General features: G+C 44.5%; 15 protein-coding genes and 1 pseudogene. 10 read left to right on the top strand and 6 right to left on the bottom strand.

Annotated elements, in window-relative coordinates:
* Positions 1 to 29: 29 nt before the first annotated feature.
* The 4 genes and pseudogenes from NSQ50_RS29235 to NSQ50_RS31690 form a co-directional block, all read left to right on the top strand.
* A complete protein-coding gene (locus tag NSQ50_RS29235; protein ID WP_076222349.1) occupies positions 30 to 1,886 on the top strand; it encodes an ABC transporter ATP-binding protein in 1,857 nt (618 codons plus the stop codon).
* Positions 1,816 to 2,493: a response regulator transcription factor gene (locus NSQ50_RS29230; protein WP_076222348.1), complete on the top strand. Its 678-nt coding sequence runs from the start codon at positions 1,816 to 1,818 to the stop codon at positions 2,491 to 2,493. The genes NSQ50_RS29235 and NSQ50_RS29230 overlap by 71 nt, the downstream gene beginning before the upstream one ends.
* On the top strand, positions 2,490 to 3,542 hold the full coding sequence (locus NSQ50_RS29225; RefSeq protein WP_038573657.1) for a HAMP domain-containing sensor histidine kinase: 1,053 nt from the start codon (positions 2,490 to 2,492) through the stop codon (positions 3,540 to 3,542). Before NSQ50_RS29230 ends, NSQ50_RS29225 begins: the two co-directional genes overlap by 4 nt.
* Positions 3,543 to 3,572: 30 nt before the next feature.
* Positions 3,573 to 3,680: pseudogene (locus NSQ50_RS31690) on the top strand (S-layer homology domain-containing protein); the annotation flags it as partial.
* 125 nt (positions 3,681 to 3,805) lie between these two features.
* On the opposite strand, the gene moaA reads toward NSQ50_RS31690, so the two are convergent.
* Entirely contained in the window at positions 3,806 to 4,807 is a 1,002-nt protein-coding gene (moaA, locus tag NSQ50_RS29220; protein ID WP_036681928.1) for a GTP 3',8-cyclase MoaA, read from the bottom strand.
* A gap of 420 nt (positions 4,808 to 5,227) precedes the next feature.
* Between moaA and NSQ50_RS29215 the strand changes: the two genes are divergently transcribed.
* Positions 5,228 to 5,920: a TorD/DmsD family molecular chaperone gene (locus NSQ50_RS29215; RefSeq protein ID WP_036681926.1), complete on the top strand. Its 693-nt coding sequence runs from the start codon at positions 5,228 to 5,230 to the stop codon at positions 5,918 to 5,920.
* Between the two features lie 57 nt (positions 5,921 to 5,977).
* Here NSQ50_RS29215 and NSQ50_RS29210 read toward each other — a convergent pair.
* The 4 genes from NSQ50_RS29210 to NSQ50_RS29195 all read right to left on the bottom strand — a co-directional run bounded on the left by NSQ50_RS29210 (position 5,978) and on the right by NSQ50_RS29195 (position 12,486).
* Positions 5,978 to 7,335 (bottom strand): IS3 family transposase gene (locus NSQ50_RS29210; RefSeq protein ID WP_143760440.1). Its coding sequence is split into 2 segments (ribosomal slippage): positions 5,978 to 6,882 and positions 6,882 to 7,335, totalling 1,359 coding nucleotides; the frame shifts between segments, so codons are not numbered across the junction.
* A gap of 408 nt (positions 7,336 to 7,743) precedes the next feature.
* Positions 7,744 to 8,067: a hypothetical protein gene (locus tag NSQ50_RS29205; protein ID WP_076144612.1), complete on the bottom strand. Its 324-nt coding sequence runs from the start codon at positions 8,065 to 8,067 to the stop codon at positions 7,744 to 7,746.
* Between the two features lie 209 nt (positions 8,068 to 8,276).
* Positions 8,277 to 11,453: an efflux RND transporter permease subunit gene (locus NSQ50_RS29200; RefSeq protein ID WP_076144614.1), complete on the bottom strand. Its 3,177-nt coding sequence runs from the start codon at positions 11,451 to 11,453 to the stop codon at positions 8,277 to 8,279.
* A gap of 115 nt (positions 11,454 to 11,568) precedes the next feature.
* Positions 11,569 to 12,486 carry a TetR/AcrR family transcriptional regulator gene (locus NSQ50_RS29195; RefSeq protein ID WP_036681609.1) on the bottom strand — a complete coding sequence of 306 codons (918 nt, stop codon included), beginning with the start codon at positions 12,484 to 12,486 and terminating at the stop codon, positions 11,569 to 11,571.
* Between the two features lie 227 nt (positions 12,487 to 12,713).
* Between NSQ50_RS29195 and cls the strand changes: the two genes are divergently transcribed.
* A complete protein-coding gene (gene cls, locus NSQ50_RS29190; protein WP_036681607.1) occupies positions 12,714 to 14,222 on the top strand; it encodes a cardiolipin synthase in 1,509 nt (502 codons plus the stop codon).
* A gap of 50 nt (positions 14,223 to 14,272) precedes the next feature.
* Here the strand turns inward: cls and NSQ50_RS29185 are convergent, their stop codons facing one another.
* Positions 14,273 to 15,808 carry a phospholipase D family protein gene (locus NSQ50_RS29185; protein ID WP_076222347.1) on the bottom strand — a complete coding sequence of 512 codons (1,536 nt, stop codon included), beginning with the start codon at positions 15,806 to 15,808 and terminating at the stop codon, positions 14,273 to 14,275.
* Positions 15,809 to 16,091: 283 nt separating this feature from the next.
* Here NSQ50_RS29185 and fni point away from each other — a divergent pair, with 283 nt between their 5' ends.
* From fni to ychF, 4 genes are all read left to right on the top strand, one after another.
* A complete protein-coding gene (fni, locus tag NSQ50_RS29180) occupies positions 16,092 to 17,231 on the top strand; it encodes a type 2 isopentenyl-diphosphate Delta-isomerase (RefSeq protein ID WP_081386816.1) in 1,140 nt (379 codons plus the stop codon).
* A gap of 36 nt (positions 17,232 to 17,267) precedes the next feature.
* Complete coding sequence (locus tag NSQ50_RS29175; protein WP_235219460.1) at positions 17,268 to 17,738, top strand: GNAT family N-acetyltransferase; 471 nt, start codon at positions 17,268 to 17,270, stop codon at positions 17,736 to 17,738.
* Positions 17,739 to 17,906: 168 nt separating this feature from the next.
* Positions 17,907 to 19,274 (top strand): S41 family peptidase, encoded by a 1,368-nt coding sequence (locus NSQ50_RS29170; RefSeq protein ID WP_143760439.1) that lies wholly within the window; start codon positions 17,907 to 17,909, stop codon positions 19,272 to 19,274.
* Between the two features lie 100 nt (positions 19,275 to 19,374).
* The gene (ychF, locus tag NSQ50_RS29165) at positions 19,375 to 20,475 is read left to right on the top strand and encodes a redox-regulated ATPase YchF (RefSeq protein WP_076222346.1); all 1,101 of its coding nucleotides are present in this window, start codon (positions 19,375 to 19,377) and stop codon (positions 20,473 to 20,475) included.
* Positions 20,476 to 20,523: the final 48 nt, after the last annotated feature.

Here is a 20,523-nt window from a genome sequence, read left to right as displayed (position 1 = left end):
AGAGTCACCAAGAAAAGGGGAGTTTTTGCATGAGAAAATCCGAAGCTAAGGGGAAAACGGCGCTGAAGCCATTCCTCACATTATTAAAAGAGACCAAGCCTTCATACGGCTTATTGGCAATAGCCATTGCACTAAGCATGATCTCGACATTGGTTAGTCTGGTGATCCCAATGTTCACCAAAAATCTGGTGGATGGCTTTTCTTTGGCCTCCGTCAGCAAGCTGCAAATTGCGGGTATAGCGGGTGCTTTTATCGCGCAGACGATCGCCGGGGGAATTTCCATCTATCTGCTGAATTACGTGGGCCAGAAGATGGTTGCAGGTCTACGTGACCGGTTATGGCGTAAATTTTTAGTATTGCCAGTAGCTTATTACAATGATAATCGAACAGGAGAAAGCGTCAGCCGGATGACGAATGATACAGGGATCATCAAAACGCTGATTTCTGAACATCTGGCCAGCTTATTTACCGGAGTGATCTCCATTGTGGGCTCCATTGCTGTGCTGTTATTTTTAAATTGGAAAATGACGCTTGTTCTATTCACCGTTCTTCCACTATCTGCGTTGATTCTGGTGCCGCTTGGACGGCAGATGTACAAAATCTCCAAAGGCATGCAGGACGAAACAGCCTCTTTTACCGCGACACTTAGTGGTGTATTGTCAGAAATCCGTCTGGTCAAATCCTCGGGTGCAGAGAAAAAAGAGTACGAAGCAGGCAAAACCGGAATTATGAACCTGCTCTCCTTTGGTATTCGTGAAGGCAAAATCAGCGCTATGATCAGTCCACTTGTCTCTTTTGTTTTTATGATGTTACTTGTGGTCATTATCGGTTATGGCGGAATGCAGGTATCTTCCGGGGCTTTGACAGCTGGAGAGCTGGTAGCCTTTATCCTGTATCTCATTCAGATTATTATGCCGCTTACTCAATTGACCACGTTCTTTACACAGATTCAGAAGGCTAAAGGGGCATCAGAGCGCATTATTGAAACCCTGGCAGCAGAAGAGGAGGTATATGAGGGCCAGGAAGAGGCGAACGGTGCAGAAGGTCCTATCTCGGTAGAAGATCTAAGCTTTGGATATAAAAATGGTGAGAATGTGCTAACCGATGTAAGCTTTCGGATGCTTCCGGGTCAGGTGACGGCTATTGTTGGACCGAGCGGGGGCGGCAAGACTACATTATTTTCACTGCTCGAACGATTCTATGAGCCTCAGAAAGGTATGGTTAAGTTAGGTGATAAACCAGTGTCAACCTTCTCTTTACGCTCATGGCGGAAACTGATCGGGTATGTCTCACAGGAAAGCCCATTATTGGCAGGTACGATTGCTGAGAATTTAACCTATGGATTGGATCGCGACGTTAGCATGGAGGAGATGCGTGCAGCAGCAGCAATGGCTTATGCAGATGGCTTTATCGATGAGCTTCCTGAAGGATATAATACGGATGTTGGTGAGAGAGGTGTGAAGCTCTCAGGTGGACAGCGGCAACGGATTGCTATTGCTAGAGCGCTGCTGCGGAATCCAAAGATTCTTATGCTTGATGAGGCTACCTCCAGTCTGGATAGCCAATCAGAGGCCGTAGTACAGAAAGCACTGTCCAATTTGATGAAGGGCCGGACTACGATTGTAATTGCGCACCGTTTGGCTACTGTTGTAAATGCTGAGCAGATTATTTTTATGGAAAAGGGTCAGATTACCGGGATGGGAAGACATGAAGAACTGCTGGAAAACCATGAGCTGTATCGTGAATTTGCCACCCAGCAGCTGCAGATGAATAACCTTGAGATTCAAGACAATAAAGAGGAGGCTCCAGTGATACATGACAAAAATACTAGTAGCGGACGACGATCCGCACATCCGCCAATTGGTAGAAGTATTTCTGAGAGCTGAGGGGATGGATGACATCTATGGAGCTTCTGATGGACTGGAGGCTCTTCAGATTCTGGAGAGCCATAACATAGACTTAGCCATTATTGATGTGATGATGCCCAATTTGGATGGCTGGGAGCTGTGCCGGAAGATGCGCCAAACTTATGATTTTCCGATATTGATGCTGACGGCTAAGGGTGAGACCTCCCAAATTGTGAAGGGCTTTGAACTGGGAAGTGATGACTATCTCGTCAAACCCTTTGAGCCAGTGGTGCTTATTGCGCGAGTAAAGGCGCTGCTCAAACGTTACCAAATCTCTGCTGCACAAAGTGTGGGGATCGGCCGGCTGCGAATGAATCGTAAAACCTACGAGGTATCCTCAGAGTATGGAGAAGTCACCTTGCCGCTTAAGGAATTTGAGCTGTTGTTTAAGCTGGGCAGCTATCCGGGGCAGACATTGACTAGAGACAGGCTGATCGAAGAGATATGGGGTTATGATTTTGAAGGGAATGAGCGGACGCTCGATGTGCATATCAACCGTTTACGCGAACGGTTCGCTCCAGATAAATACGGGTTTGTTATTCGTACCATCCGCGGATTAGGCTATCGGCTGGAGGCAGAGGCATGAACCGGTTTAAGGAGCTTCTTAAGCGGATTGGGATGACTTTTATTTACTTCGGTGGCGTTGGGATTAGCTGGAGTGCAGCTTATTTCTTGATGAACTGGATATATGGCAGGGTTGGACGCCCCTCTTCGGAGTATTTGACCCAGTTAATCGGCGTGATGGTCGGAATTGTGATTTTGTTCATGATGGCATTGGTAACCTCCAAGTTATTCCGGGGCTGGGAACGTGTTTTTTATAAATCAATTATCGAAGGTTTAGGGCGTATTGCTAAGGGTGATTTCAATGTGGTACTCGATAATACTAAGGACTATGGTGATTTTGGTGAGATTGTAGAGAGCATCAACGTAATGGCCAGCGAACTGAGTCAGATGGAGACCATGCGTCAAGACTTTATCTCTAATGTATCGCATGAAATTCAATCTCCGCTAACCTCTATTCGGGGGTTTGCTCTTGCGCTGCAGGATGAAACTTTGAGTGTGAAGAGCAGGAGGCACTACCTTAATATTATCGTGGCTGAGAGTACCCGTGTATCTGGGCTCAGTGATAATTTATTGAAGCTGTCCGCGCTTGAATCGGGCAATTTTCCGTTTGAAAATCAGATTTACCGCCTGGATAAGCAGCTTAGAGATACGATTCTGGCTTCTGAACCACAGTGGTTGGAGAAAAATATAGAGGTAGAGGCTGAACTGGAAGAAGTGAATGTATCTGCTGTAAAAGATTTAATGAGCCAGGTCTGGACCAATCTACTGCATAACAGCATCAAGTTTACTCCGCAGAACGGTTACATCCATATTAGCCTTCGCATGGTGGATGAGCAGGTAGAGGTGGAGATTCAAGATAGCGGGATTGGCATCTCGGAGGAAGATCTGCCTCGGATCTTCGAGCGTTTCTATAAGGCAGATAAAGCTAGAACCGCAAGTGGTGGCGGTAGTGGACTGGGTCTGTCACTGGTTAAAAAAATCGTTGAGCTGCATGAAGGCAAGGTAACTGTACATAGTCGTCCGGGGGAAGGAACCGCCTTTAAGGTGAGCTTGCGAGTACGAATGAAATAAATTTGCTGTATGTGAAAACCAGCTGAAGCTGGTTTTCTGGGTGGATTCGAGGATAACACCTTCCGTCCTAAGAATAATGCCACAAGAGCCGAGGCAGGGGCGACTATTTATAAGCTGCTCGAAGCTCTGTCTCTCTAATAGTGATTGAATAGTTCATCGCTAAGCTTTAAACCAAACGCCGCTTTCCCAGATTGCTCAGTGGGAAAGCGGCGTTTTTTGTATTTATGAAATTAAAAGAGGAACTATAATACCGGGATGGACGTTTATCCACCAATTTGAGACATGCGCCGAGCTGTCGGCGTGTGGCTTTGTGCTTTTTTCTCCAGAGCTAAGGCCATTTCATGGTTATGAGGTTTGTTGCCCAGCGCTTTCCGGAATAAGGCCTGCACAGCAGCAGGATCGCTTATTAAAGGACGGACATTGTATTCATCTGCCCAATACAGGCAAGCTTTGATGTGCCCATCTGCGGTAAGTCTCAGGCGGTTGCAATTATCGCAGAAGTGATCGCTCACCGGATGAATCAGGCCGAATGTACCAGGGGCTCCAACAACCCGCCGATTCTGGGAAGGGCCATTCCCGGAGGGCATTTCTGCCGCTTCCGTTTCCCAACCAGCCTCAGTACAAGCTTCTACAACCCTTTCCAGAGGCAGATAAGTTTGGCGCCAAGCATCAGTAGCACTGCCAATCGGCATGTATTCTATAAAGCGTACATTTAGAGGACTCTCCAGCGTAAGGGAGATGAAGTCTTTGATTTCGTCGTCATTAATTCCTTTCATCAATACAACGTTAAGCTTTATCGGTTGAAGTCCGGCGGCTTGTGCGGCCTCGATCCCCTTTAATACCTTGGCGACTTCACCGCCACGAGTAATCATAGAAAATCGATCCTGCCGTAAAGAGTCTAGGCTGATGTTTACCCGTGACAGACCAGCCTCTTTTAACAGCGCGGCTTTGGCTGGAAGCATTAAACCATTTGTAGTCAGCGAAATATCTTCTATACCTGGAATCGCGGATATCATCGCAACAAGCTTTTCCAGATCTTTGCGGACAAGAGGTTCTCCGCCAGTTAGTCGTACTTTACGTAATCCAAGAGGGGCTAGCGACTTAACGACTGCGGTAATTTCCTCGTAACTTAGAATCTCGTCCTGCGGTTGGAATTGCATCCCTTCCGCTGGCATACAATAGATGCAACGCAGGTTGCAGCGGTCGGTAACCGAAATGCGGATGTAATCGTGTAAACGTCCAAAAGGGTCCGTCAGCGGCTCCATGGCGTTGCTCCCTTCCTTTAAATCTGGCTGATAAATTGCTCTTAAATTTTCTCGTATAAACGCCTAACGTCACTAACAGGATAGAACGCGAAGATGTTTATACTTGTTTAGAATTTTAAAGATTGCTTGGATTCACGTCAATGAGCAAAGTTCTGGACGACAGGGTTTCATTACATAAAACTGGACAAACTAGATAAGAAGATAACGCATATTGAATAACGAAAAGTGTGACAAAAGTACGACAAATAAAGTTTTTAGACATAGAATGCTCACGGAAAGCGCTTTTAATTTCCGATATAATCTAGGTGCGGATTAGTTTTAACGTTCACTTTTGCGAAAACAGATAGGATACCGGAAACCGCACGTCGGTAATGTGTGTGACGGAGAGTGACCGGGAAACCATTGAGGAGGATTTGCAAAATGAGTACACATACTGTTCCATCGCTCACCGTTCCGGAGGCTTTTAGCCGTTGGTTGGAAAGTCGGGGATTAATATATCAGCTTTTAGTGGATTTTTTGGGTAGAAAACCATCACTCTCTCTAGTGGCTCAATGGAGCCGCCATCGCCAGATGAGTGTAGCGGCAGAGATGACAGAAGGCGGTCGGGAGCTGAAGCGCTATTTGAGTCAGGAACCGAACAAGCTGCCAATGATATGCGAGAAAGAGAGCAAAGAATATAAACGGCTTATGCAAGAACAGTCCGTTAGTTCTTTTAAATTGCGCGAAGCAGCGATTTTAGGTCGTTCGGAGGATTTCTGCAACGTGCTTGCAGATGTGTACACCTCCGCTGGAATTGTATTCAATAAGTGTAATGGTGAAGCCGATGATCATATTGCTATTGAGCTCGAATTTATGGCAGTCATGCATGAGCGTATGCTTTACAATAGTTTTTCAATAAGAAGTGCTATGGAGCTGCTTGATATTCAGGAGTCCTTTTTGGAAAAGCATCTACTTCAATGGACACCGCAGTTCTGTCAGAAACTAAATGCAGCAACAGATAGTCCGCTATATCTAGGCCTCTCTCATATGCTTGAGGAGTTTCTGCCACTTGATCTGCAAATGCTTCGTTCCTGGAGAGCTTCATTGGAGAGCAGTGCAGCTACAAGCATTTAATATTAGAAAGCCCGACCTAATTGTGAAGTGACCCCTTAAAGTTAGACAGGTATATAATTAAGCGACTTGTTGGGCCTGAGTTCGGTACTGTACCGGACTCAGGCCTTTTAGTTTTGCCTTAATTCGCTTGTTGTTGTAATAATCGATGTATTTTGATAGCTCTTGTTTGAAATGTGTGATACTTTCGAATTCCTTTAAATATAGAAATTCAGATTTCATGATACCAAAGAAGTTCTCAATGATGGCGTTGTCGTAGCAATTACCTTTACGGGACATACTTTGCTTGATATCTCTTTCTTCAAGGGCATGACGATACTGCTTCATCTGATAGTGCCAGCCTTGGTCAGAATGAATAAGGAGGTTATCTTCATCGGTTAATCGTCGGAATGCCTGATCTAACATCGTTGAAACAAGCGAGTAGACCGGCCTTGAACCGATTGTATACGTAATAATCTCACCATTATATAGATCTAGAATTGGAGATAAGTACAGCTTTTCTCCAAATAATTTAAACTCTGTAATATCCGTAACCCACTTCTCATTTGGATTCTCAGCGTGGAAGTTACGTTCTAATATGTTCGGTGCGAGTTTGCCAATCGTCCCTTTATAGGAACGATATTTCTTCATACGTACCACACACTTTAAACCCAATACCTTCATCAAGCGTTGTACCTTTTTATGATTCACATGGTGTCCTCGATTCACTAACTCGTCACGAATACGACGATAACCATAACGCCCCTCATGCTCCTCGTAAATCGCTTGAATAACGTCTTTTAGCTCCTTATCTCTATCGGGCATACCAAACGTTTTTACCACGAAATAATACGTACTACGAGGGATATCTGCTAGCTGCAGGAGTGCTTTCACCGAAAATTCGTTCCTTAGTTCATAGACTACTCGTGCTTTGTCTTGTTTGGTGATTTTTCCTTGTTTTGAACTAAGGCATTCAACTTTTTTAAATATGCATTTTCCATTCTCAAACGCTCTACCTCTGCTTGTAATGCCTCAACAGACCCTTCTTTTAACGTTTGAATCTTTCGTTTATTAGGTTCTTTTTTCATGGATGGACGCCCCTTCTTCTTTGGTTGTAGGGCGTCCATTCCATGTAACTCTAAGCTTCTATGCCAGCTTAAAATGGTACTATGACTCGCAATATTAAATATCGCAGCCGTTTCTCTAACAGACGTCCCGAATTCGTTCATATAATTAAGTACGTCTAGTTTAATCTGTGCAGGATATGATGTATAGCCCTTTTTAAAAGCTTCTTCACCATGATGCTCATATTGACTAATCCAGTTTGAAAAGACAGAATGGTGAATCCCGATTGATTTTGCAATGGTTTTCAAGCTCTCGGATCCCTTTTTATAACGCATAATAGCTTGGATTTTTTCGTCTGTACTGTACCTGGTCATAAAAAAACTGCACCTCCAAATGTTAGTTGTGTCTAACAATTGGGGTGCAGTTCAATTGATAGGTCGGGCTTTTGCGTGCTATTCAAGTAGATATGAAGCTTTAATAGAAGCTCTGTAGAAGCACAAATAGAAGTACCATGTGAAGCATCCTAGTGATGATCTAGTTAAACTCCGATAGAAGTAGAGGCTGACACACCAACTGAAGTAGTAATTGAAGTACCAACCGAAGCGTCTTATTGTTGCCCAACTGAAGCACCGATAGACTAATTGGGGAATTTCTCCCTGAAATTCTGGGATTTTCAGTCATCAGACTAATAATTAGGGAAAACCTCCCTAAAATATAGCTGATTCGGTGGTAATTAAAGAAATCCCCTTATTATCAGGGAGGAAATCCCTAATTTCGTTCATTTAGAGAAAATATTGGCTTTTTTCAGGGAATTTTCCCCTAATTAGTTTAAGATCCACTCCGCACATCGCCCAAACACAGAACGCAGTAAACACAAATGTACGCCGTCCAAACGACCCACGCAGATCACCCGCTGTATGCCGCGAACCCCACCATAAATCGCACATCGTCCACCGCTCTTCGTATATCATCCAGCGCTCACGGTACATCGTCTGCCACCACAATGCTGCAAATGCTCCACCGCCTGTCGCCACAAATACCGCATATCGCAAACCCCCCACCATAAATTGCATATCATCCAGCACCCACAGTACATCAGCTATCACACATCACGTATTTTTCACCGCTCAACTCTCTCCACTCACCACCCAACCTAATGACGTTGAACATTGGCACAGCACACAGTCTATTTGCTAAAGTAAGAATCCAATGTACAGCCTATTTTCTAAAAAAAGAAGCTGCCTCATAAGTAGAATTCACTACTTTGGAGACAGCCTCTTGTTTAAATCTAATTTACTTGGTCACATCAGGTGTTCTAATCAATTACCTTTTTGCTGCGGAATTTCATCAGGAATTCATACACGACTGGCACTACTACAAGTGTCAGCAGCGTGGAACTGACCAAACCACCGATTACGGTCACGCCGAGCCCCTTAGAGATAATTCCTGCACTGTTTTCAAGTCCAGTAACCAATGGCAGCAATGCACCAATCGTTGCAAGGGCAGTCATCAGGATTGGACGTAAACGTGTGCCACCTGCTTCAAGCAAGGCTTGACGCGTAGTGAGGCCTTCTTTTTCCTTATGAATAACGCGGTCGATAAGGACAATCGCATTCGTTACTACGATACCAATCAACATCAGCGCACCCATGAGCGAGGACACGTTTAAGGTTTCTCCAGCGATGAGAAGGGCAACGAGTACCCCGATCACTGTGAAAGGAAGTGAGAACAGGATAGCGAATGGTGCTAATCCACCGCCAAATGTAACCACAAGCACGAAGTATACGATGGCAATAGCAGCTGCCATAGCAATTCCTAATTGACCAAATGTATCATTGATCTGCTCGGTTACACCGCCGAAGGTAACAGTTACACCATCAGGCAATTCCATAGCGTCTACTTTTTCTTTCACGCTGTTCGAAGCGCTATTCACGTCACTCGAAATAATTTCGGCAGTAACATCGACCTTCATTTTACCGTCCATACGAGTAATCGAGTCAGGGGAGGAGCCATTTTCAATTTTAGCGACTTGCCCGATTGGCACGGAGATGCCTAGTGGCGAAGTCAAAGTAGCCTCTTCCATTTCTTTAATGCTCTTATACGTTTCTTTATCTGTTTCGATATAGACTTTGTAGTTCTTGCCGTCCAATTCTACTTCTGTGAGCACTGGACGTGTGCCTGCTGGACTCAGCTTCATTGCAATTTGTCCGGCTGTAAGTCCAAGGGAGCTAAGCTTCTGTTGATCCGCTACAATCGTATATTGATCGTAAGCTTCCTTGAGACTTGTTTCTGCGTCTTTGAAATTAGTGGTGTCAGCCTGTACGATTGAGGCAATCTCATCCGCGACTGGCTTCAGCTGATCCAGTTCATCTCCGAATACATTCACGGTCAGAGTGCTTCCACCCATGCCTCCACTCATCAGAGCGGACATGTCACCCCATACACCATCTGGCACTTCTGCGGTCAAACCTTCAATAAGTTTCTCTTTAACAGCTTCGAAATCAGGAGTATCACTATCATAAACGATGAAAAATAGTCCTGAATTGCTGGATCCACCCATACCCATCGGGCTTCCACCGCCGATGGAATATTGCATCTTGTCTATATGCTTCTGCGCTAAAATGTATTTTTCAGCTTTCAGACCTTGTTCTTGAACTTCCTCAATCCGTTGTCCAGCCTTTGGTGAATAAGTAAGCATTACAGTTTTATCCTCTTGGGATGGCATGAAGCTTACACCAATAGGCTTGATTAAGAATAAGCTGCCCGCAAGGAGAAGAACGGCAACTCCAAACGTAACGAGTTTATGAGAAAGACACCAGTTCAGAATCTTTTGATAACCAGCAGAAAGTTTGTCTGGTTTCTCGCTGTGAGTTTTTTTACCTTTCAATCCATTACGGAACAACGAGTGAGCCATTGCAGGAACTAGGGTAATCGCAACTACTAATGAAGCGAGCAGGGCGAAGACCATGGTTAGAGCGAAAGGCAAGAACAGCTCACCAACCATACCACTAACCAAAGCAAGTGGTAAGAACACCGCGATGGTTACAATTGTAGATGACATGATAGGCACGAACATTTCACGCGTGGCTGCACTGATTAATTCTCTGCCCTTCAGTTTCTCACCAGATAAGGAGAGCCGTCGATATATGTTCTCTATAACTACAATCGAGTCATCGACTACCCGCCCGATCGCGACCGTCATCGCTCCAAGTGTCATCATATTAAGCGTAATGTCCATCTGCCGCAGACACAGCACTGCAATCAGCAGGGATAATGGAATAGAGATGATAGAAATAATCGTCGAACGAATATTCCGCAGGAACACCAAAATGATAATTACTGCGAATAAGGCACCAAACACAGCTTTGGACAACATCGTATTTACGGAGTCCTCAATGGGCTTACCTTGGTCAAGCAGAACAGTAAGGTCAATGCCTTTATATTGTGCTTTTAATTCTTCAGTTTTGTCTTTAACGCCATTTACAACATCAACAGTGTTGGCATCATTGGCTTTGACAATCTGAATACCGATCGATTCTTTACCATTTGTACGGGAGATGGATTCGGAATTCCCCACAACCTCAATCGTGGTCAACTCTCCGAGCTTCACGGTTGGAAGTCCCATACTTGCAGCTCCGCCAGGAGCAGCATTTCCAGCACCTGCACCAGCAGCTCCGTTAGCAGCACCAGCGCCGGTAGCTCCAGCACCTGCAGCACCTGCAGCACCTGCAGCGTTAGCGCCAGTTGGCATTACCGGTATGGTCACATTTTTAAGATCTTCAACGGTAGTGATGTTGCCGTCCACGACAACTGCTTTTTGAGCCTTGTCCATCTCGAATAGTCCTAGTGGAACACGGAGGGAAGAGCCTTGAATGATACCTTTAACGGTATCTTCAGTCAGTCCATATTGGCTGAGCTTATCTTGATTGAATTTAAGTGATACTTCTTTGACGTATTGACCAGAGATTTGAATAGAAGCCACACCCTCAACATCCTCTAGGGCTGGGCGAATATCGTTCTCAGCAATACGTGTCAATTCCTCAAGGTCCTGGGTATCTCCATTGGAAAGACTGAGCGAAACGACAGGCATTGAGCTAAGGCTAAAACGGGAAATGGAAGGCTTCTGCACATTGTCTGGCAATGAGACCTCATTTAGCGATTCGCGCACTGCTGCTGTAGCATTATCCAGATTTGTTCCGTAATCGAATTCAATTTGGATACTGGAGGCATTCTCCAGAGAAGTGGAGGTGATCGTCTTTACACCATCCACATTGCGGAGCTTTTGCTCCAACGGTTTGCTGACATCATTAACGACGCCTTCTGGTGCGGCCCCCGGATAAATGGTTGTTACGCTAAGATAGGGTATACTAATATTAGGCAAGGTTTCTTGCTTCATCGTCAGTCCGCTATATAAACCGGCAAACACAATAATTATCGTCAGAAGCCAAATGGCAAATTTGTTCCTGAGCGAGAAATTAATTAAGCTTTTCATAAGTTTCGTTTCTGCTCCTCTCGGCCCTTTTCTTTACGAAATAAGGCGCCATTATAAAAATTCATAATACTCACTATCCATGACTTTCTCTCTACCGAACTCTTCTTAGAGTCAATTAACGAAATACACATGAATTGTGCGGAATTGAGGCAATTAGCTTCCTCAGCTCTTCTAATTCTGCTGTGAGCTCAGAGCAGGATTGGAGGTTGGACAGCATCCCCTGAATGATTGCTTTTCGTGGGTGAGGTATAAGCACTTCACCTTCCAGAATATTGAGCGATTCCAGCAGATCGGCTGCTTCTTCGGATTCTATACTATTTAATTTACTGACCACAGTCTTCATTTCTTTAATGAGCTGTAATGGATTCTTTCGTTTATTCTCCTCATTCTCCGCCATCCAGTTCGCTAAAGTAGCAGAGTTGATTAGTGGAACCTGTTTACTAGTGAGTAAGCCAGACACAATCATATCCATTAGATTCATTAGATGATCTGCCATATCGGCAATGGGTACCTGCGTATCCTTACGAAAAATAACCGCAATATAAGACTTGATGAGACCATGTCCGATCATACATAAATCTCCGGTATAGGGAACGACGTCTTTTCCATAGAGCAACTCCATCTTCACCTGGAACCATCTTAAGAAGGAAGCGTTGTTTCTCCGCAGCCAGTCCGGGACTTCAGTATCAAATCCTTTGCCCGCAACCTCCTGAATTTGACGCTGCAAGAACTCGCGCAATTCGTACACGTGACTTAGCAGAATTTCTATCTGATTCCTAAGCTTCTCACGTGGTGTTCGTCGGGTTTCCTGTTCTTCACGTAACAAGGGATCACGAATCATCCGATAACAATAAAGGAAGATACTGCGCTCCAGTTCTTCTTTTGATTTAAATACCAGATACAAACTGCCCTTCGAAATCCCACATAATTCAGCGATCTCTTGCATGGATGTGGACGAGGAGCCTTTCACAGCGAATAACTGCATGGCGATCTTAATAATTTGTTCCTGCTTGTCAATAGTTTTATCATTCATTAAAGGATTAACCTCCTTTCTGACTACTGGGTTCTATAATTGACTAGTTGGTCAAAATTATTATATTCCATCCAACCAGGCAATACAAATATCGGAACAGAAGGGTTACAGTTTTGTCGTAAATAGACTTTTGCACAGTAATTAGCTAGGAAGAAAAGGGTTCTTCATGTAATATATAAAATGTGTCAATTTCGTGTTGCTTGTATGAATAAGAAGGTAGGTAGAGTATGAGAAGAGGACTTCAATCTATAATTATCATTGGGGCATTCATAGCATTTTATTATTTTGGTTTCGGCATTTTTGGGAGTACTGCGGGAACGATTATTAGTATCTTCTCCACTCTGACAGTTATTTCGATTAGCTTGGCTATTTTTATGGAGAACCGTAATCCTTCTACAACAATGTCATGGATCTTATTGCTTGCGTTGATCCCAGTGCTGGGACTGGTCTTCTATTTTCTATTTGGGCAAAATGTGTTCAAACGCCGTAAATATGATAAAAAGGCACAAAGAGACCTTATGGCCTACGAAAGAATTGAGAATGACGCTTTACGTACGCACCAAGATTGGTCAGTCTTTGATCCCTCGCGCCAAAAACTGTTGCTGTTATCCAAGACTTTAGCACGTACTCCTATTTCCTTTGCATCAGAAACTCGTATCCTCACTAATGGTGAAGAGACGTTTGGTACGTTATTGTTGGAGCTCCGTCAAGCTAAGCATCACATTCATATGGAGTATTACATCTTCCGGGCGGACCACATTGGAACACGCATTAAACAAATTCTGATCGATAAAGCTCGTGCCGGTGTTGCAGTCAGATTTATGTATGATGCCGTTGGCAGTTTTCAGCTTTCCAAAGCTTTTTTGAAGGAAATGAGTGACGCCGGAGTTCAGGTGGCTTCTTACGGAAATTCAACATCCTTTTTTTCTAGCCGTGTGAATTACCGGAATCACCGTAAAATTGTTGTGATCGACGGAGATGTCGGATTCATGGGTGGTCTCAATGTAGGCGATGAATATTTAAGCCGCAGTAAGACTTATGGATTTTGGCGTGACACACATATGTTGGTTAGAGGCGAAGCGGTACGGACGATGCAAATTATTTTCCTGCAAGATTGGATGCACACTACGGGTGAAAAAATACTGGAGCAAGACTACCTCACTCCACAACTTCGCTTTATGACAGGTGATGGAGCCGTACAGATTATTGCTAGCGGACCGGATAACGAACGTCGTGCGCTCAAAAACATTTTCTTCTCCATGATCACTTCTGCCGAGAAATCGGTGTGGATTGCCAGTCCATATTTTATTCCTGATGAGGACATCTTAACTGCACTGCGTGTAGCCGCTATTTCTGGTTTAGATGTGCGATTGTTATTCCCGGCTAAGCCGGATAAATGGATTCCTTTTCTGGCTTCACATTCTTATTTCCCGGCATTGCTGGAAGCTGGCGTCAAGATTTATGAATATGAAAAGGGATTTATCCACTCTAAGCTGCTTATCGTCGATGGTGAAATAGCAACAATCGGTACGGCCAATATGGATATGCGCAGCTTCCACCTTAACTTTGAAGTGAATGCATTACTAATTCAGACGGAGAGTGTTGCTCGTATTGTGGCTGATTTTGAGCGGGATTTATTATCTACCAGCTTAATTGAGCATGAGGAATTTATGAATAAGCGTATGGTGATCCGTATACTGGAATCTGCTGCTCGACTTATGTCGCCGTTACTATAACCAAAAACCACCGCAGAGGGTGTTGTGCCTCATCTGCGGTGGTTTTTGCTTTAAAAAGTAGTTAAGCCCAAGGTGGTCTGCAACCGGAACAGGATATATTTGAACCAGGTCACTTCGCCCTGATAAGCCTCAAGAGGTAGGGTATACTCATGATCCTCGTTATTCCACAGTCGATTGAAGTAGGCTTCCATCTGGGCATAAAGAGGCTGATCTTGCTTTACAGATACCCACAGATTATTCTCCAGGTTGTAGTCATCAAGATTGCGTGTCGTGAAATTGGTGGAACCGCCAAGAATGATGGAACTTCCAGTCTGTCTGGCAATGAAAAGCAGCTTCGAGTGATATTGTTCTTTGGTCGTGTTGTACCAGCGAATAGAGATTTTTCCGTTCGTGCGCTTGTTCAGGTTCATGGCAACTGGACGGTTAGGAATGCCGATTTTATCACGGCCGAAGGCGTTCTGATTGGGGTCCAGTATCAATCTTACCGTAGCCCCTCGTTCGGTAGCTTCTACCAATTCATCGAGAATTGCCTCATCGGCAAGGTAGAACATACCCATCCAAATGGTGTCACCCTCCTGTGCAGATTGGAGGGCTTGTCTTGCATATTTATATACCTTTCCTTCCGTTAAATAGCGGACTCCCATAGATTCTTCAGAGTGCTGGTCCTTATCCTTGGTGAAATCTGGCTCATAAGTGAGCAATGGCCCTGCATCCGAAAGATTGACCGCGGCCTGTTCCGTCTGGAGAATATCAGCAATAATTGGACCTTGTACTTCCAGAGCGATATTGGAATGATAGGCGCTGGCATCATGGATATTTCCTGAGGAGATTAGAGCGCTATTCTCACTAACAACCACCTTACGGTGGTTAGCTTTTACATTGAGTAGCTTCATATAAGAACGAGCAGTAATATCCGGTCCGCCGCTGGCCATAAGATTCGGAATCCGGCCTTCGCCCGACTGTCCGAACCATTGAATAAAGGTACGCCAGACAGCAGAATAAGCAGGCGTAGAATCGCGTAGAGCATTTACATCAGTCATTATCACTTTAATCCCTGCAGCCTTCATCTCTTCCAGGAGATGATTAGGTGCAGAATTGTAATTGGTATTAACCTCATCCGTAATGAAGACGATCTCCATCTCAGGATAAGTAGTTTTTTGTAAAATAAGCTTGTCCGTCAACATTCGACTGACTGGAGGAAATGACTGATCTTTATGGGTATAATCATTGAAAAGAAAGAGGTCAATCACCAAAAATTCATCGGACTCCTCGATAATTTGTAGAATCCTCGAAAGAATCTGACTTTCTTGAGTGCCCGTGGCTGTACCGTCCGAATAGGTTAAGTCGTGCCAGAAGGATACATGATTTGTTTTGTATATGGGGCTTTCAAAGGAAATACCGCTGGGTAGAGGTTTGTGCGTCTGATAAATCATTACGCCGGTTAACCAAAGGAGTAGAATGACGAAAGCCCATAACACCCGTGTACGGCGGCGTGAAGTGGAACGTTTCTTCGTAGTTAAACCGGGAGCGTAGTTTATATCTTTAGGTTTATGGGGGTGAACGGGTTGCTGACGATCTGAATTCATGGAAGTTCCTCCTGAAATTATTGCAGAGCACTTCCTTAGGATTGTGATGCTCCGGTGTATTACCAACCTATTAACACCTAGTGGAGCGAAATGAAGCAGCCCAAATATCCTTAACATTAATAAATAACATTCAGCTAGCTATAATGAGTTTGAACGATTAGTACGAAGTTTATGAAATTAATGATTACTAAACCGGAGAATTGTAATCGCTAACCTCATATTGTAAATTCATCTGTAGGGATATGTTATAATAAATCGAGTTTGGGAATAGGAGGAACGCAGCATGAATCATACGCCAGAAGAGGCCGTGCCATATGATGCGACTAGGCAGTCTGGCGCAGATCATGGCAAGGACCTGCCGGCTGTAGAGGCTTCTGACAAAAGATCTTTATTGCCTACATCGAAGACAGGCGAACGCAAAATTGAACATGTACGCCTTTGCCTAAATGAAGAAGTAGGTGGCGTCGGTGTGACTACAGGGTTTGAACATTACAGATTTCAGCATAATGCTCTTCCAGAGCTGAATTTTGACGATATATCATTGCAGACTACGTTTTTGGATCGCAAGCTGCGTACACCGCTGCTCATCAGCTCGATGACAGGTGGCAGCGCAGCTACAGGAGCGATTAACGCCCGGTTGGCCACAGCTGCACAGCGTCGTGGTTGGGCGCTGGGTGTAGGCTCGGTCCGGGCGGCAGTGGAGCGCTCTGAGCTTACGGCGACCTTTTATGTGCGGGATCAAGCACCTGATATTCCGGTTATCGCCAATATTGGTGCTGTACAGCTGTCCTATGGTTTTGGGATTGAGGAATGTCGCCGGGCTGTGGATATCGCAGGTGCTGATTTTCTTGTACTGCATCTGAATGGGCTGCAAGAGGTCTTTCAACCGGAAGGGAACACTGGTTTTGCCTCTTTGCTATCCCAGATAGAGAAGGTATGCCGTGCACTTGAAGTCCCTGTAGGTGTGAAAGAAGTAGGCTGGGGCATTGATGGAGATGCAGCTGCACGTCTTTATAATGCAGGTGCGGCTTTTATTGATGTTGCGGGTGCAGGCGGGACATCCTGGAGTCAGGTGGAGAAGTTCCGCAGTGTAGATCCTATACGGCGGGCAGCGGCGGAGGCTTTCGCGGATTGGGGTACTCCAACAGCTGATTGTATCACAGAGGTGCGCACAGTTTCCCCGCAGGGCGCTTTGATTGGCAGCGGCGGACTAAAACATGGCGTGGATGCAGCGAAAGCACTGGCACTTGGAGCTGATCTGGCAGGCTTTGGCCGCAATCTGTTAGGGCCGGCTGTCGATTCTGAAGAGGCGCTGGATGCTGCATTGGCACAGGTTGAGCTGGAGCTAAAAATAGCAATGTTTGGTATTGGCGCTCCAGATTTAGCAACTTTACGTGGTACTTCCCGTTTAATACGTAAATAGGATGGTAAATATTGAAGCGAGGAAGTGAGTAAGATTATGATTAAACTGGTCCATATGGATGAGTCGGCCTTTCAATTTTTCTTAGGTCAAGCTACCCGGGATTATGCGGAAGATAAGATCAGCGCCGGTGCTTGGGATCCGGAGATCGCGATGAAGCTGTCTGAGGAAGCCATAACACGCTCTTTGCCAAAAGGGCTGCACACAGATGGTGCTTATCTATATTCTATAGTAGAAATAAGCAGTGATGAACAGGTCGGTTATATCTGGTTTAACGTAAGTGAAGGCCGAGGCGGCCGCGAGGCTTTCATTTATGATTTTTATGTTTTTGAACCGTTCCAGAGTAAGGGTTATGGCAAGCAGGCTATGATCGCACTCGATGAAGAAGCCCGGGAGATGAATGTTACCAAAATCGGGTTACACGTCTTCGGCCAGAACAATCGCGCATTTGAGTTATACAAAAAAATGGGATATATCGTAACTGACATCACGATGTCTAAAGATCTATAGTCCATAAGTGTGGGGACCTCGAAAGAGGTCCTTTTTTGTTGTTCTACTGAATTATTATGTAAATAATTGTGATAAATATATTTGATTTAGGATGATTAGGAAAATATGATTAAAAAATAAATTCCTGAAAATGGATTAAGTCATAAAGAGAGAAAAGGGGGGATTAAGGTGAGGCCAAGGACTGTATCGTGGGTGGTTGTTTCTGCAGTAGTATTACTATTACTGGTCAGCTGCAACAGTGGCGATTTACCAGGAAAGAAGAAATCTGAGTCTGAGCAAGTTCAGGCAAGTCCGGTTGCACCGCTAGCCTCTTCAGCTGTAGTTGAAGAACCATCAGAAATAGCTTTGCCTTCATTGACGGTAGAACAAAGGCTAGAGGATTTTGATTATATGTGGAAGATTATTGAGGAGAACTATCCTTTCTTAGAGGTGAATAAACGTCTCAATGGAGAGGATTGGCTTGCTAAAAAAGAGGAATACCGCAATAAAATAGCAGCCGTGAAATCGGATGATGAGTTTTTGAAACGTATGAGATTTGTCCTTAGCAGATTAAACAATGGGCATACAAATTTTATATCCAAGGAAGAATACCCCTGGTATCTACATACGTATGCTCAGTTAGGTTTTGGTTTTGAGCCTTGGGTCAACGTGTTTCAGCAGCCTAACGTATTGGCCCGTTACAACCAGAAACCTTTAGCGGAGCAGCAAAGCTCTAATGATATCAATAACGATATGCATAATGGTGGAGATGGAGTAGGAGATGTAACAAAAAAGACTTCTGGGAATGTAAAAAAAGTCATTATAGAGCCCGATCGAATCGCTTATCTCGGCATGCAAAGCTTTGACGGGAGTCTCATGGAGATGGACAGCTCCGAGATCCATGATTTTTTAATAGAGGTAAAGGACTATAAGACATTAATATTAGATATCCGCGGAAATGGGGGAGGAAACAGTAATTATTGGAGAATTCATCTTGTCCCTATGTTGATCAATAAACCTATCGAATACAATACATACTTACTTTATACAAGAGGCAAATATGCGGAGACCTTTATGCAAGCACGTCAGATTACAAAGGGGCAACAACCTATTGCTGGCATCAAAGATGAGCAACTGCCCAAGCTGCCAACCGAAGCTTTAAAGATGTTTAAGACATATAGAAAAACAAATGATGTAGTAACCCCTAATAAATCTGTTGGATTTAAAGGGAAAATCTATTTGCTGGTAGATAGCTCTGTGTATTCATCATCGGAAGGTCTTGCAGCCTTTGTAAAAGGCACCGGGTTTGCAACGGTTGTAGGCGGCAGGACAGGTGGGGATGGACTAGGGATAGATCCGCTTGTTGTTGCATTGCCTAATAGCGGTTATCTCTTCAGGTTTTCCTTTGAAATGGGTCTGAATTCTGATGGAAGTTGTAATGAAGAGGTAAAGACTGTGCCTGATGTGGAGGTTGATCCGGATAAATCTAAGCCATTACTGGACCAGCCGGCGATAAAAAAGGTATTAGAGCTTGCGCGTTCGGACACATCTGCCTGACATCCGGTGTTGCTGGCGAATATGTTCTAATATATAATGGTTTAGATCGTATAGCTTATTCGGATGATCAATTTAGCTGAAAATAGGAGTTGTCATATAAATGGCTTTGAAAGCTGGAATCGTCGGTCTTCCTAACGTAGGAAAATCCACATTGTTTAATGCGATAACGCAAGCGGGAGCAGAATCCGCTAACTACCCTTTTTGTACCATTGACCCTAACGTTGGTGTTGTTGAAGTTCCAGACGAACGTCTTGATAAACTGACTGAGCTGGTACAGCCGAACAAGACCGTACCTACTGCTTTTGAATTTGTTGATATTGCTGGTCTCGTGCGTGGTGCCAGTAAAGGAGAAGGACTAGGCAACAAGTTCCTGGCCCATATCCGTGAAGTAGATGCTATCGTGCATGTGGTTCGTTGTTTTGAAGATGAGAACGTTACCCACGTTGATGGAAAGGTGAATCCGATCAGCGACATCCAGACCATTAATCTGGAGTTGATTCTTGCTGATATTGAGAGCATTGAGAAGCGGATTGAGCGTTCCCGTAAGAATATCAAAGGCGGCGACAAGAAATACGCTCATGAAGTTGAGCTGCTAGAACGCGTCAAAGAAGTGCTCTACGAAGATAAACCTGCACGTAGTATAGAATTGTCTGATGACGAGAAGCTTATTATCCGTGATCTTCATTTGTTAACATTGAAGCCAGTGCTGTATGCGGCGAATGTAAGTGAAGATGAAGTGGCAAGTGCTGAGGACAATCCTTATGTACAGCAAGTTCGCGATTTTGCAGCTACTGAAGGTGCAGAAGTTGTTCCGATCAGTGCTAAGGTGGAAGCAGAAATTGCTGAGCTTGAAGGTGAAGATAAAGCTATGTTCCTGGAAGAGCTGGGACTGGAAGAATCCGGGCTTAACCGGTTGATTAAAGCGGCTTATAAACTGCTTGGCTTGTATACGTATTTCACAGCAGGCGTTCAGGAAGTTCGGGCGTGGACGATTCGTCGCGGCACCAAAGCACCTGGAGCTGCCGGTGTGATTCATACAGATTTCGAACGGGGATTTATCCGTGCTGAAGTAGTGGCTTACGCGGATCTTGTGGCAGCTGGTTCCATGAACGGTGCGAAGGAACGTGGTCAACTGCGTCTTGAAGGTAAAGAATATTTGGTGCAAGACGGCGACGTAATGCATTTCCGTTTTAACGTTTAAGAAGGTTTAAGTGTACGAATGATATAGGGGTCATCTCGAGCAGTGGGA

This window comes from Paenibacillus sp. FSL R10-2788 (assembly GCF_038003885.1).
GTDB lineage: Bacteria > Bacillota > Bacilli > Paenibacillales > Paenibacillaceae > Paenibacillus_AQ > Paenibacillus_AQ odorifer.
Note: the sequence above shows the minus strand (reverse complement) of the source record. Positions and strands in the feature narration are given on the sequence as shown.